11 protein-coding genes are annotated in these 13,347 nt (G+C 54.6%); 2 read left to right on the top strand and 9 right to left on the bottom strand.

Annotated features, from left to right (window positions below; translation table 11 throughout):
• The first annotated feature begins 47 nt into the window (after window positions 1–47).
• A complete protein-coding gene (locus ABE504_RS00600; protein ID WP_430083023.1) occupies window positions 48–434 on the top strand; it encodes a DUF4280 domain-containing protein in 387 nt (128 codons plus the stop codon).
• 30 nt (window positions 435–464) lie between these two features.
• Window positions 465–2,165: a hypothetical protein gene (locus ABE504_RS00595; protein ID WP_430083021.1), complete on the top strand. Its 1,701-nt coding sequence runs from the start codon at window positions 465–467 to the stop codon at window positions 2,163–2,165.
• A 125-nt stretch (window positions 2,166–2,290) separates the two neighbouring features.
• Here the strand turns inward: ABE504_RS00595 and ABE504_RS00590 are convergent, their stop codons facing one another.
• The 9 genes from ABE504_RS00590 to ABE504_RS00550 form a co-directional block, all read right to left on the bottom strand.
• Complete coding sequence (locus ABE504_RS00590) at window positions 2,291–2,710, bottom strand: cupin domain-containing protein (RefSeq protein WP_430083018.1); 420 nt, start codon at window positions 2,708–2,710, stop codon at window positions 2,291–2,293.
• Window positions 2,711–2,757: 47 nt separating this feature from the next.
• The gene (locus ABE504_RS00585) at window positions 2,758–3,183 is read right to left on the bottom strand and encodes an SRPBCC family protein (RefSeq protein WP_430083015.1); all 426 of its coding nucleotides are present in this window, start codon (window positions 3,181–3,183) and stop codon (window positions 2,758–2,760) included.
• Window positions 3,164–3,499, bottom strand: coding sequence for an ArsR/SmtB family transcription factor (locus tag ABE504_RS00580; RefSeq protein WP_430083012.1), 336 nt, complete (start codon window positions 3,497–3,499; stop codon window positions 3,164–3,166). The genes ABE504_RS00585 and ABE504_RS00580 overlap by 20 nt, the downstream gene beginning before the upstream one ends.
• 347 nt (window positions 3,500–3,846) lie before the next feature.
• Window positions 3,847–7,014, bottom strand: a complete 3,168-nt coding sequence (locus ABE504_RS00575; protein WP_430083009.1) for a glycosyl hydrolase family 95 catalytic domain-containing protein — start codon at window positions 7,012–7,014, stop codon at window positions 3,847–3,849.
• Between the two features lie 13 nt (window positions 7,015–7,027).
• Window positions 7,028–7,903: a carbohydrate ABC transporter permease gene (locus ABE504_RS00570; protein WP_430083006.1), complete on the bottom strand. Its 876-nt coding sequence runs from the start codon at window positions 7,901–7,903 to the stop codon at window positions 7,028–7,030.
• Between the two features lie 43 nt (window positions 7,904–7,946).
• On the bottom strand, window positions 7,947–8,921 hold the full coding sequence (locus ABE504_RS00565; RefSeq protein ID WP_430083003.1) for an ABC transporter permease: 975 nt from the start codon (window positions 8,919–8,921) through the stop codon (window positions 7,947–7,949).
• Window positions 8,922–9,000: 79 nt separating this feature from the next.
• Window positions 9,001–10,656, bottom strand: coding sequence for an extracellular solute-binding protein (locus ABE504_RS00560; protein ID WP_430083000.1), 1,656 nt, complete (start codon window positions 10,654–10,656; stop codon window positions 9,001–9,003).
• Window positions 10,653–10,913 carry a hypothetical protein gene (locus ABE504_RS00555; protein ID WP_430082998.1) on the bottom strand — a complete coding sequence of 87 codons (261 nt, stop codon included), beginning with the start codon at window positions 10,911–10,913 and terminating at the stop codon, window positions 10,653–10,655. The genes ABE504_RS00560 and ABE504_RS00555 overlap by 4 nt, the downstream gene beginning before the upstream one ends.
• On the bottom strand, window positions 10,900–13,269 hold the full coding sequence (locus tag ABE504_RS00550; RefSeq protein WP_430082996.1) for a helix-turn-helix domain-containing protein: 2,370 nt from the start codon (window positions 13,267–13,269) through the stop codon (window positions 10,900–10,902). Before ABE504_RS00550 ends, ABE504_RS00555 begins: the two co-directional genes overlap by 14 nt.
• Window positions 13,270–13,347 lie beyond the last annotated feature (78 nt).

The raw sequence follows: 13,347 nt of genomic DNA, 5'->3' as shown, positions 1-13,347 counted from the left end.
TTTCACCTTACGCCAAACTATTTGTATTTGAAGGGAGAAGTTCTGCCATGGGAAATCTAGTCTGCGGCGGCGCCATGCTGCAATGCACGTTCGGGGCCGCACCCAGCTCGCTGATGGTGCTTCCGGCCAACAAAGTGCTGACCTCTATGCCGATCGCCAACATCATGGATAACAAGCCGATGGCGAACATTTTGCCGTTCGGCATGTGCAACTCGCCGGCCAATCCAACTGTCGCCGCAGCGACCGCTGCCGCCTTTGGCGTATTGACACCGATGCCCTGCATTCCGGTCACAGCTGCGCCTTGGGTTCCCGGCTCGCCGACCGTGCTGGTTGCCAACATGCCGGCGCTCAACAACACGTCCAAGTGCATGTGCAACTGGGGCGGCGTCATTCAAATTCAACAGCCCGGACAGATGACCATTCAGGTGCCTTAGCGTATTTACCATATTTTAGGAGTGAACATTGTGGAGATCCAGCCGATCAAAACCCTTGAAAAAGTGCTCAAGCCCGTCGTAGCGCCTTTCATCGGACAAGTCATGAAGGCCATATTGACCGTCGGCAGGCTGCCGAAGATGGCCATTCAGAAATTCCAGCAGGTGCTGCGCAAAATTCTCGTTACCCGCGAAACGTCCCTGAAAAACTACGTACTGATTGGCTCTTACTACATCTCCAAACGTCTTCTGCTCGGGATCGTGCTGCTGATTCTTGTGCTGTTGTTCTTTATTTTTGTGCGACCGCCGGCCATCGTGAACAAGTGGCTGCACCGCGTCACGGTTTTGCAGGAGGATACAACGAAGCTGGCCAGCTTCTCGGGTACAGGCAAGGTCGTCGATACCCAAAAAGCCTCGCGCTATGTCGGGGATTTAGTCGACGGCGTCTACGCGGGCAAAGGCAAGCTGTATTATCCGAACGGCAAGTTGGCGTATGAGGGCGATTTTGATAAGGGGCAGCGGGCGGGCCAAGGCTCAGCCTACGATGAACAGGGCCATCTGCTCTATACAGGCGCTTTCGCCAGCGATCAGTATAACGGCGCGGGCACGGCGTACGACACGAATCAGAAGGTCTTGTACATCGGCGAGTTCCAAAACGGCAAGTACGGCGGCGCCGGCAAGCTGTTCGCGGCCGGTGGCGACGTCGTCTATGACGGCGCATGGAGCGGCGGCCTGTACAACGGGGCCGGGAAGCTTTTCTCCGCGGGCGGCATCGTCAAGTACGAGGGCGAATTTGCGGCGGGGCAGTATAACGGGGCCGGCAAATTGTTTGATGCGAAAGGCCTGCCGGTATATGAAGGCGGTTTTAAAAGCGGCGTCTATTCCGGCGAAGGCACGGAATTTGGTGCGACTGGCCTGATGAAGTACAAAGGCCAGTTCCTGATTGGCACGTACAACGGCGAAGGCACGTTGTTCGATGACAAAGGCGTGCCCCGCTTCAAGGGCACGTTCGTCAGCGGCACCTTGACCGGTGCCGGGGAAGCGTATGACGAGCTCGGCAAGCTCGTCTACAAAGGCGATTTCAAGGCCGGCGTCTATGACGGCCTCGGCACGTTGTTCGACGCAGACGGCGCGCCGCTGCTGCGGAGCTTCTGGGCAGGCGGGCTGGCCAGCCTGCAGGGGTTCCTCGGTTTGTCCAGCAAGAAAGTCGAAGACTTGCTGGGCAAACCGGAAGAAGTGACGCTGCAGCCAGACAGCGTCACGCTCGCGGGCCAGGAGGCGCCTGCGGACGCCTCCGGCGGGTTGCCGTCAGCGGACGCAGGCGCTGACGGTGGTTCGCCCGCCTCAGCGGAGGCGGGCGGTGCGGGTGATGCCGCCGCTGAGGGGGCGGCGGCGGGGGTTCCAGCAGCAGGCAGCGTGAAGCTGCTGCTGAACTACCCGGCCTACCAGATGTCCTTGCTGGTAGAGCCGTCGAAGACGAACCCCAAAGAGGCCGTCGTTACGTCCCTGGCCCTTTGGGGCTCGAAGCCGCTCGCGCTGCTGCAGCCGGCGATGGAGACGTTCAAAAAAGTAACCGAACCGAACGAGGCCGGTTACAACGTGCTCGAGCTCGAGGTCGGCGCCGGATCGGGCGCGTACACGAACTCGTATTACAAAGGTGATTACGTGTTCACCTTGACGCATTTTGATTCCGTGAAAGAAGCCCACCTGCTGCAGGTGAGCTCGACGAAATAAAGTGAGCCGCCCCCTTTCGGATGCGAAGGGGAGGCGGCTTTTTTAATCTTCTGCAAATTCACTTATACGCGGCAATCAATGCGAAAAAGTTGCTGCAACTCGATGTGATACCAGTCACCATTTTTTTAAGCAACCGGCCAATCCACCTGCTTATCCGGAATGACAGCATCCGACTTTTCCCACTTGCGAAGACTGTTGGTTTGGACTTGAACAACTATAAAAAATAAATCCTCGTTACCGATGTTGCGGAGCGTACGTTCTCCTTCAGGGCCAACACGAACCGCAGTTCCTTCCTCAACTTCAAAAATATGCCCATCTACCTGAAACTGGCCCCGGCCGCCTGTGAAAAGGTACAGTTCCTCATTTTCACGATGTTTGTGATAGAAAGGAACTCCTCCTCCCTTCGGCAATTGGTTAAGTGAAACCTCCATGCCGGTCAGTCCAAGCCTGTCCTTTAAATAATACTTTCCAGGTGGCCCTTCCGTTACATTGAGAAGATCAGCAAACGGTCCTGCATTCATAACCGTAAAATTAGTTTCATTCATCGGTCGAATTCACCTCTCTGAAATTAGAAATCATTTGAATCTTGGACCTACTGCGAGTCGGGATTTCCAGCAGAGGCTAGCAACCGTTTCATAAAGTGAGTCCAGCCTTTCACATGTGGTTCAATCTCTTCTATAGGTAAATCGTAATGCGTCAACATCAAAAGTGTGCCTTGATCCTGAGCCTGCAACCGGAATTCAACCTTACTAGATCCTGGAGGAACGAGCTTCGACTTCTCCCAGCCCCATGACAATACAACTTTCTCATTGGGGACGATCTCCATGTATTCCCCCAATGCGACGTCATTACCATTGAGATCAATGCGGAACTTGCCACCTAGTTTAGGCTCCAGTAAAACATGTTGGCCCATCCAGCGCTTCATTTTCTCTGCATCAATAAAAAAAGAAAACAATGTTTCCGGTCGGCATTCAATAAATATTTCCTTTATGAGTTTATCATTGGCCTGTTGATTCATCGGATATACGATTTCTCCTCTCTTCATCTTCCGCCGCTTGCTTTAAGAGCAGCAGACTGTCATCCCAATAACGGTCGATATACTGCTTCAATTCAGAAAAGCCCTCCCTCCTGATTCGATAGTACCGTTTTGTTCCCTCTTTCCGGATAACGACGAGTCCAGATTCTTCAAGAACTTTGAGATGCTGAGAAACTGCTGGGGCGGTAATGTTAAAATGGGATGCGATGTCGCTCGATGGAAGCTCCCCGTTCTGAATGAGAGACAGTATGTCTCTGCGACGAGGTTCAGCCAGAGCGTGGAGTATTTTTCCAATCATACTTATAATGTAGCATATACTTAATTAAGTGTAAACTAATATTTAAAAGAGGTATATCATGAAGGAGATCGCAGGGGAACGGTAACCCTAAAAGTGATTTAACCCGTATACAACGCGACCTGGGCCACGGGATATAGGCGATATACGGAATACCGACCGATCTGGATACCCCATGATCGGGATAAGCGCTACCAAACGGAGACCGATCCTTACCACATTTTGTTGAAGGCATCATTATTTTCGCAGTTATCCCATCCCGCCCTTCTTTGAATTACGTTAATGTTCCATACAAAAAGACACCTCAAGGGTGTCTTTTTCATATTGGCGGCATAGGATCTACGTACTCCCTACAAATATACATACCCCTTATTCACAATCATCACATTAATCCGCCACACCATCCCCGGCTTGGTACTAAACTGAATGCGCGCATACCCATCCCTCTTCATCACAATTGGCAAAATATCGCAGGCGAACTCGCCCGCTTGCAGCGCGCGCTCCGGCTTCCAGGCCGATTGCCCTTCCACGGCAATCTCGGTGTACGACGGCGCTTCACTGTCGCCGATGATGAACAGCACGTCGTACCGGCCGCGCGGCAGTTCGATGACGAACGTCGCCTCCGCCTCGCCGCCGATGAAATCCCGGCGCAGCTCGTCGGGCTCACCGCGGTCCAGCGCGACAAGTGCAGCGCTGCCGGGCACCCAGCCGATGCCACCGCGCGCGGTGAAGTGCATGTCCGGCGAGATCGGCCGGAATGTCTGCCCGAGCACGCCGTCGGCGTGCATCTGCCTCGGCAGTGCTAGCTCGTAGCGCTTCCACAGCGTCTCCGCACCGACGCCAAAATCGAGCCGATACGCCGCCAAGCGCGATTCCCGGTGATTCCCGGCGTAGTAGTCGAATGTGAAGTGATCGAGCTTGCGAAGCAGATCAGTTTCTTGGTCTTTGCCGAGGAAGACGCGCCGGCCGGTATGGGCTTGGTGAACGAGCGGCTTAGCGACTCGTGGTCTCGCTGACCCTACGCTCGGCGGCTCTGGATTCTTCAAAAGGGAAGATTCCAAACACAACCCCTCAATCTCCTCCGGCAGCAGCCCCACCTCCTGCGGATAAATCGCATAAGCCCACCCTGCCTGCGTATCCCAGGCGAGGCAATCGCCTTCCACTGTCACCTGCACGGTCGACCAGCCAGTGCCGTTCCGACCCCACACCTGCACCCGCGCACCATCCGCGAAAGGCTGACGCAGCACCAAGCGGCTCCCCGCTTGGCTTACGACGTACACCCACACAGTACGTCCTGCTTTACGCCGGGCGCTGACCTCAAAAGCGCCCACCGCCAGCAGTCCACGAAAAGCACACTCCTCCCATACCGAACGAGAACGTATATTCCTATTAATAAGATGTGCATACTTCCCCGCTGGAGCCTCCATCTCCGATACCCCATCAGGCATCGCCGGAAACACCTCGATCACCCCGCTGTAGCTTTGCAGCAGCATCTCATTCACGGAGGCGACCAGCTCCCCGGAGGCTTCCATCATAAACGGATGGTAGAGCGGCTCGTTGGTGATGTTGCAGTAGTTCATCCAGCGCTCGGTTTCTTCGGCGAACAGCCCGTTCACGCGCAGGGACAAGTCGATGCCCTGCTCATACAGCAGCCGGAGCGCGGTGTCACCCAGCCCCAACCGGGAGGCCACGCAAGACAGCCAACCGAACTGAAACATCCCATATTCCGTGTTTTTGTCGGCATAGCGTAGCGTGTTCTCAGCCCGTAGCCGGACATCCGGCTCGCTGTACCAATCGATTTCTCCGATCGGATATATCGGCATGAGCAGCGACGGATGGCGAAGATGCACCGTGGCCGGCGCCCACTCCGAGTCGAGGAACACGCCGCCATATCCGGGCGCTTCGCCCGTTGGATACGGCGCTAATCGTTCGGCGAGCGCCCGCCATTTGAAGGCGTCGCTCTCCGCCGCCCCGACCAGATCTCCCGCTTCGCTTGCGATCAGGAGCAGGTATTTCACCGCCGACAGCGAACACGTCGAATTGCGGGTGAGCGGCCCCTGCTCCGGCGAAATGTCCGGAAAAATATCCAGCCATCCGGTCTCCGGATTTTCCATCAGGAAGTCCTCGAAGAAACGGGCGATCTTTTTGAAAAGCGGATAGGCTTGCTCCCGCAGGAACGCAAGATCTCCGCTGTACCGATAGTAATTCCACAGGAACTGAGCGCACCACGGCCAGATGCTGAAATACAGCGCATGCGGATAATCCCCAGCGACGCCTTCCATCCCGTAAAACTGCTCTGCCATACGCTCGGCTTCCGCCACGTATGCGAGCAGACCGTCGTTGAACACCTGCGCCACTTCCAAATGGTTCGCTGTGTACAGCGGCCAGAACGCGGCCTGGATGTTCACGTCCCAGTACCACATGCTGCCCCATTTGGTCGGCTGCTTGATGTCCCACAGGCCGTTGAGCCCGCAGGCCTGCTCAGCCATTCGACCTCCTCGACCGCTGCTGCAAGCGATGGCATACAAATTGATGTGCCACAAATTTTCGAGCATCGGATCTGGCAGCGTGACCGACGAACGCCGCCAGAACTGCGCCCAATGCTGTCGATGCGCTTCCCGCAGCGCAGCCACGCCCGAAAGATCAATCCCCGCCGCACGTACCAACGCCAAACGAAGCGGATCGCTCGTCTCCTCCTCCGTCACGACGGTTGTAAGGAGCGTCACTTCCCTCCCCGCCTCGCAAAGCTCAATCCGCAGGCCATCCCCATCCTCGCTGTTCAGCAAACGACCGGCAGCGCCAATCATTTTCATCACCACAACAAAAGAAAAAGGAGCATGCCGCTCCCGATCCTCCCCATCCGGGAAGAACGATCCCCGGTAGTAAAACGTCGTCTCATCCGCCTGGTGATACGTCACCTGCATATCCACATACCGTCTCATCGGAACCACCAGCTCCACGGCTGGCAGCAGTCCTGGGGCAGATTGCCGGATCTCCGTCACCAGCCAATCCTCGCCCTGCGCCACGAAAAAGGAGGCCTCCAGCCTTTCTCCGTCCCCCACCTCAACACCCAACCGAACCTCCGCCCGCTCCACATCCAGCGACAGCGACGACCTCGCCGCGTCCCGCAGACCCTCCGCCACCAGCAGCCTTAGCTCTCCCGTCGGATAATGCGACGTGCCTCCATGCGCCTTGCCATACTTACGGTACATGCTCTCCGGCGACAGCGCATCCCCGTACAGAAAAATCGGTTCCTGCTGCGGATTCCGGTACATATCCAGCGCCCGCTGCCGGAGCTCTTCGAACGTATAACCATACTGGCGCTCGAAGTCTCGCCCTTCTCCTTCCCGAAACGTCTTACTGTACCGATGCAGCTTCTGGTAATACACTTCGTAATGGTTCATCGCCATCGTCAGGCAGTTGTCCTCGTAGAACACCATGCCGCCAAAATGCCCGTTCCCCAGCGGCAGTGCTTCGTTCCAACCACTGGGAGCGTTCTCGTATGTTACGCCTCGCATGCTGTCACTCCTCTTATTCCTTGATGGCTCCGATTAAGACGCCGTGAACGAAATATTTTTGCAGGAACGGATACAAACAGAGAATCGGCACCGTCGACACGATGATCGCCGCATATTTGATTGTCTCGCCGATGGCATATTTATCGTCACCGCCCGTGCCGGCCGAGTACGCGTCTGTGCTGTTCTCAATGAGCAGCTCGCGCAGCACCAGTTGGAGCGGATAATCTTCACGATTTCTCAAATAGAGCAGTGCGCTGAAATAGGAGTTCCAGTGCCCGACCGCATACCAGAGCACCATGACCGCCATGACCGGCAGCGAGAGCGGAATCACGATCCGGAACAAAATCGTCCAATCGTTCGCCCCGTCCATCCGAGCCGACTCCTCCAAGCTGACCGGAATGCCCTGAAACGAAGTTCGCATAATAATCATGTTGAAGGTATTGATCGCACCTGGAATAATGAGCGCCCACATCGTGTTCATCATGCCCAGGTTGTTCACGAGAAGGAAGGACGGCACCAGACCGCCGTGAAACACCATCGTAATGACGATGAAGAACATCAGTGTATTTTTCCAATATAAACCTGGTCTCGACAGCACGTACGCGCCAATGGCCGTCATGATCAGGTTAATCGCTGTGCCCAGAAAAACGTAGATCAGTGTATTTTTGTAGCCTTCCGCAATCATCGGATTGCTGAATACGGCTTTATAAGCGCTTAAATCCCAACCCGCAGGCCGCCACATCAGCCCTCTATTCTGCAGCAAATCCGTCGCATTGCTAAACGATGCCATCAGTACGTACAGAAACGGGTACAAGGTTACTGCACAGAGCGCGAGCATCAGTACGACGTTGAAATAGCCGAAGGTTCGTTCTCCACGCGATAGTCTCATCTTTTCAATCTCCTTTGCCTAGCCCTGCCTGCACTGCCTTCGGCTACCATAGTTTATTCTCGCTGATCCGCTTCACGACGGTGTTGGCCGTTACGATCAGAATGAAGCTGATCACCGAATTGAACAATCCGACGGCCGCCGTAAAGCCGTAACTGGCTTCCAGCACCCCTTTGCGGTACACATAAGTCGAAATAACGTCAGCTGTATCATACGTGAGCGGGTTGTACAAGAGAAGCACCTTCTCGCTGCCTACCGTGAGCATATTTCCCATTTGCAAAATAAACAAAATCACAATCGTCGGCATAATGCCCGGAATCGTAATATGCAGCGTCTGCTTCCAACGGTTTGCTCCGTCCATCCGTCCAGCCTCGTATAAGGTAGGATCAATGGTCGAGATCGCCGCCAGGTACACAATCGAACCCCAGCCGATGCCCTGCCAAATGCCGGAAGATACGAACAGGAATCGGAACCAGCCTGCCTCTTTCAAGAAATCGATCGGTTCAATCCCGAAAATGCCGATAATTTGGTTAACAAGACCGCTTCGGCTCAGGAAATCGACCATCAACCCCGCCACGACGACGATGGAGACGAAGTGCGGCAGGTACGAAATCGACTGCACGACGCGTTTGAACCGCGCCTGACGAATCTCGTTGAGCAGGAGCGCCAGCACGATGGCTGCCGGGAACCCGAACACTAAATCGTAGATATTGAGCAGGATCGTATTTTTAATTAACCGCCAAAAGTAAATGCCATTAAAGAAACTCTCAAAATGCTTAAAACCGATCCACGGACTTCCCAAAATGCCTTTCGCCGGGGAATACTCTTTGAACGCAATCTGGAGGCCATACATCGGCCCGTAATGAAAAATTAGATAATAGGCAATCACCGGAATCGCCATGAGATAAATGGCCCAGTGACGCTTCCAGTCCTTGCGGATCGTTTGCAGCCAGGACGTCTTCTCTACGCTGTGGGTTGGCTCCGCTCTTCGCACCCCAAGATCGCTCGCGTGCTGTGTCATAGTCAGGCCCTGCCTTTCTTGCATCAATCGCGCCGGAGGAGGAGACGATCGCTCATCTCCCACCCCCACCGCCTTATGCTTAGCGTTTGTTGTAGCGCTCCAGCGCCGCTTGTTGAATTTTGATCGCATCCTGGATGCCCATGCTTTCGATCTTCTTCACGTATTTATCGAAGTTGTCAAGCGGCTCTACGCCCATGATGAACTTGAGCAGCATTTCGTCTTGGTATGTTTGAATGTCCGTCACGAGGGAAGCGAACTTGCTGCTTTCATCCTGCGTTGGCGTGACGAGCGGCATTTTGCGTTCTACCGTCGGCGCCGACCAGATTTCCAGCGCTTTCTTCTGCTGCGGATACGCCATGTACTGCGTTTGGAAGTTGTCGCTGAGGACAAACGGCGCGCTCCATGTTGCACGGGTATACTTCGCATCGGCTTGCTGCACGGAAGTGCCGGCAGGCGGATTCAGGACTTCAGGAAGGAGCACCGCTTTCCCGTTTTCCATTTTGTAGCTTTGGCCTTCGATGCCGTAGTTGAAGAGCAGGTCGCCTTTTTCGCCGTACGCGTAATCCAACCATTTGACCGTTTCGATAGGATTCTTGTTCGCCGCCGAAATCGCAGCCCCAACGCCGTTATAGGCAAAATCCTTCTGCCCCCAGATCGGCTTATCGCCCGCCTTCAGCACCGGATACGGAGCTGCGACGAGGTTGAAGCTTGGCTCTTTATCCTTCATCAGACCGGCATACTTCCCGATGCCGCCGCCGTTGAAGGAAACTGTCGCACCGAGCAGGTCCGTCGTCATTTTGTTATCGAACAGCTTGTCGTTCGGCGCCGCAAAGTCTTTATCCAGCAGCCCTTCCTTATACCATTTGTTCATTGTAGCGAGGAAGTCCTTATATTCCGGTTGAATCGGGCCGTACTTCACGACACCCTTATCTTGGTAGAAGCTGTAGTTGATGCCCCAAGCGCCCATGAACGGAGCGTCGGTGGCGAACAGGTTTTTATCCAGGTAAATCGGAATTTCATCCGCTTTCCCGTTGCCGTTCGGGTCTTTTTCTTTAAAAGCCTTCAGCACCGTATACCACTCGTCAATCGTGGTTGGCATTTTCAGTCCCAGCTTATCGAGCCAATCCTGGCGAACCGAAGGCCCGAAGAACACACGCACTTTGTCGTCCCCGCGCAGGAATGGGAAGGCATAAATGCTTCCTTCATCGGTGGAGATTTGCTTCTTCCAATCCGGGTGCGCGTCCAGCAGCTTTTTCAGGTTCGGCGCGTACTTGTCGATGAGGTCGTTGAGCTTGACGATTTTCTTATCGGAAATCGCTTTCTCCGGCCCGCCCGGGTAGCGGACGACCGCACCGCTTGTTGCGCCCCAGCTCGCTTCAATCACGTCCGGCAAATCATTCGTCGCGATCATCAAGTTGAACTGCTCTTGCGCTTGCGGCACTTCTAATGGCGGATGCTGGAATGAGACTTTCACGCCGGTGATTTTCTCCAGCTCTTTGTACATGCCCATGTCAGCATAAGTTTTCATTTGTGAGGAAGCGGCCGAATGGTTCGGTACCCAGTACGTGAGCTGCGACAATTTCGGCGGCTGTGATTCTTTCGCTGCGGCTGTTGAAGCGGCCGAGGAGCCGGACGGTGTAGCCGTACTTCCGTTATCGCTGCTGCATGCGGCAACCGAAATCGCGAGTAGTGAAACGACAAGAACAGAACCTGTTTGTTTAAGATGCTTCTTCATTGGTTTGTTTGCCTCCCTTTAGTTTGCGTGCTGCGGAACTGATTGCTGCGGTAATCGTTGCTGCCGTGTCTGGTTCCCAGTGTAGCTCCCCGAAACGAGCCTGAATACTCTCTAGTTTTCACATCCGCCGACGATTCGTAAGAAATGCCGCCCAGCAGAAAACGAATCAGTTCCACATTAAAAATCGTCAGTTGCTTTCTTCGCTTCCTACCAAAAAAGACAAGCAGCCCCGAAGGGCTGCCTCTATACGTCCACACTGGCTCTGTCCGCCAGCATCGTTTCCCTGTATTTGCCTGGCGTAATGCCCTCCAGCTTCTTGAAAGCGCGAATGAACACGACGTCGTTATTGTAGCCGACCTTCTGAGAAATCTGCACAATCGTCAGCTCCTTGTTCTCCATGAGGTCTTTCGCCTTCTGAATGCGGTTGGCGGTAATATAGTCGAGCAGGTTTTGTCCCTGGTTCTTTTTGAAAAAGGTGGAGATGTACTGCGGTGTCATCCCGAACTTCTCCGCGATTTGGGCAAGCCCCAGATTCGGATTATCCAGCTCCTCGTGCACGGCGCGCACAATGTCCTGCAGCAGCTGCGTACTATGATCCGTCCGCTCGACGATAAACAGGCGGGTCAGCCGCCCGTACAGCTCCTTCGTTTTCTCCTGCATGCCCTGCGCGGTCGAATTGCCGAATACTTCCTTGATCGGGTCGAAATCGGCGCCGAGCACATCGCCTTGTGCCACGTGGGTGGCGTTCACGATTTTGAGGAACGTGGAGATGACGTTAAAAAACAAACATTTTCCCAGCTCCGGGGTCATATGACTCGCTTCAAAGTTCATCGCATAAATGTTGTCGAGCGTCTTCCCGACGTTCACGGTATCGCCGCTCCGCACAAAATTGATAAGCTGCGTCTCGACTTCCAGTGGATAGTAGTAGTGCTGCTTCGAATCGTTCATATCGCTGAAATGAATGATTGCATTTTGCCCGAGAATGAGTCGATACTCCAGCGCTGCCAGTGCCTCGGGATACGCGCTGCGAATCGCCTTCGGCCCTTGATGGATGCCCCCGGCGGCCACGGTGATGCCGATATGGAACCGTTCCGAAATCAGGGTGAACAGCCACTGGGCGATTTCCCTGAGATCGGCCTCGGCTTCCTCGCGGTTCTCCGCCAGGTTTACGAGGAACGCGACGCGATCCCGGTCGAGCTCCAGCGAGAAGCCCATGTGATGCACGCCGATCATATCGACACCGACGTTGGCGATGATGAACCGGGCATGCGCCCAGCGCTGCTCCTCATCCTCGGCGCCCGGATACACCTCTTCGATTTTGACCAAAATCACCGCAAAGCGGTCGCTGACAAAATCAAGCTCCATAAACTGGAGGCTGCCCTCGCCCGGCGTGGATACGTCCACATCCATATGTCCATTGAGCAGCCGGGACAAATAATTCGCGCGAATAAACGGCACTTGCTGTTTGAGCGTGCTGCGCAAGCTTTTTTCCTCGTGCATGGAGCCTTCGATCGTCTGCTGGATGAACTCGTACTCGTCCGAGAAGGGACGCTTGCTCATTTCTTTTCCGCGCATAATTGCGCTCACCGTTCGCTGCAGCGGTCTGTAGTTGCGGTAAGCGCCGATGCTGACAGCGAGCAGCCCCATGATGACGCAGAGGCCGAACAGCAGAATCGCCCAGCTCTGAATTTGATTCACTTGCTTCATAAAAATATCGTCCGGCGTGATCGAGACGTATTTCCAGCCCGCTTTCTGGGAGGAAGCGACCGAAACCATCTGGTCGACGCCTTGCAGTTTGAAAGGAAACGGCCCGGCTCCCTGTTCGACCCGCTCATGAAGTTCTTGTGGGAAGCGATTCAGGCTGTTGCTGATGATCGTATTGCCGCTCGCATCCAGGATGTAGATCGCGCTGTGGCTGGCCGACTCCATCTGTGCGAACAACTGCTTCACCTGATCGACGTTGATCAGCGCCACGAAGCTGCCAAGATTGGCCGACTGCGTCAGAATGGGCAGCGATTGCACGTACGTGATGACTTCCTTCGGCAGCGCATCGTCATTGGACGGCGCACCGATCAGCGGCGTTGCCGGCAAGTAGGACATGCTGTGCTCGTTTTGGAGTATGCTTTTCCACTGACCGTAGGACAGGTCCTTATAGGTGTAGTGGGTGCTGTAAAAACTCCGCGAGTCCGTCAGCAGATCGGATTTCACAATCGTATCGCTGGTCGCGAAGTACACGTAGTAGTCAAAAATAAAGTTGCTCGTCATGCTGCGATACTTGGCCATCTTGTCCCGCATGAACTCGACGAACAAATATTGGCTGGCAGGATCGGAATCTGCCGGGATTTTGAGCATGTAATCGAGCTTCGGGTCGAACACGACCTGTTTCATCAGCGTATCGATCTCCGCAAATTTATTATCAAGCGAAAGCTTGAGCTGCTCCAGCATCGCGGCATTGGAACGGTTCGAGCTGTTCTCCAGGCTCTTCTCAACCGCGGTGTAGAGAAAGACCCCCATCGCCAGCGGGATCAGCAAAATGAACAAATTCGTTGCAATCATCGTAGAGAGCGCGCTTCTGCGATTGCCAAAAAGCCGTAGTCTCGGTGGAAATTTCAAGTCGGCACGCTCCTTCCTGATTCGTATTCCTACCTATTGTACTTCGGTATGATTGCGCTTGCATAGGGGGAAATGGAA

Origin of the sequence: Paenibacillus oryzisoli, assembly GCF_050467285.1 — a bacterium.
Taxonomy (GTDB): Bacteria; Bacillota; Bacilli; order Paenibacillales; family NBRC-103111; genus Paenibacillus_E; species Paenibacillus_E oryzisoli_A.
This window is presented reverse-complemented; position numbering and strand designations above follow the sequence as displayed.

What these genes read in the sequence shown, in the direction of transcription:
- ABE504_RS00565 (WP_430083003.1), bottom strand. Translation starts at nt 8,921, where the DNA reads ATGACACAGCACGCGAGCGATCTTGGGGTGCGAAGAGCGGAGCCAACC.
- ABE504_RS00590 (WP_430083018.1), bottom strand. Translation starts at nt 2,710, where the DNA reads ATGAATGAAACTAATTTTACGGTTATGAATGCAGGACCGTTTGCTGAT.
- ABE504_RS00580 (WP_430083012.1), bottom strand. Translation starts at nt 3,499, where the DNA reads ATGATTGGAAAAATACTCCACGCTCTGGCTGAACCTCGTCGCAGAGAC.
- ABE504_RS00570 (WP_430083006.1), bottom strand. Translation starts at nt 7,903, where the DNA reads ATGAGACTATCGCGTGGAGAACGAACCTTCGGCTATTTCAACGTCGTA.
- ABE504_RS00575 (WP_430083009.1), bottom strand. Translation starts at nt 7,014, where the DNA reads ATGCGAGGCGTAACATACGAGAACGCTCCCAGTGGTTGGAACGAAGCA.
- ABE504_RS00560 (WP_430083000.1), bottom strand. Translation starts at nt 10,656, where the DNA reads ATGAAGAAGCATCTTAAACAAACAGGTTCTGTTCTTGTCGTTTCACTA.
- ABE504_RS00585 (WP_430083015.1), bottom strand. Translation starts at nt 3,183, where the DNA reads ATGAATCAACAGGCCAATGATAAACTCATAAAGGAAATATTTATTGAA.
- ABE504_RS00600 (WP_430083023.1), top strand. Translation starts at nt 48, where the DNA reads ATGGGAAATCTAGTCTGCGGCGGCGCCATGCTGCAATGCACGTTCGGG.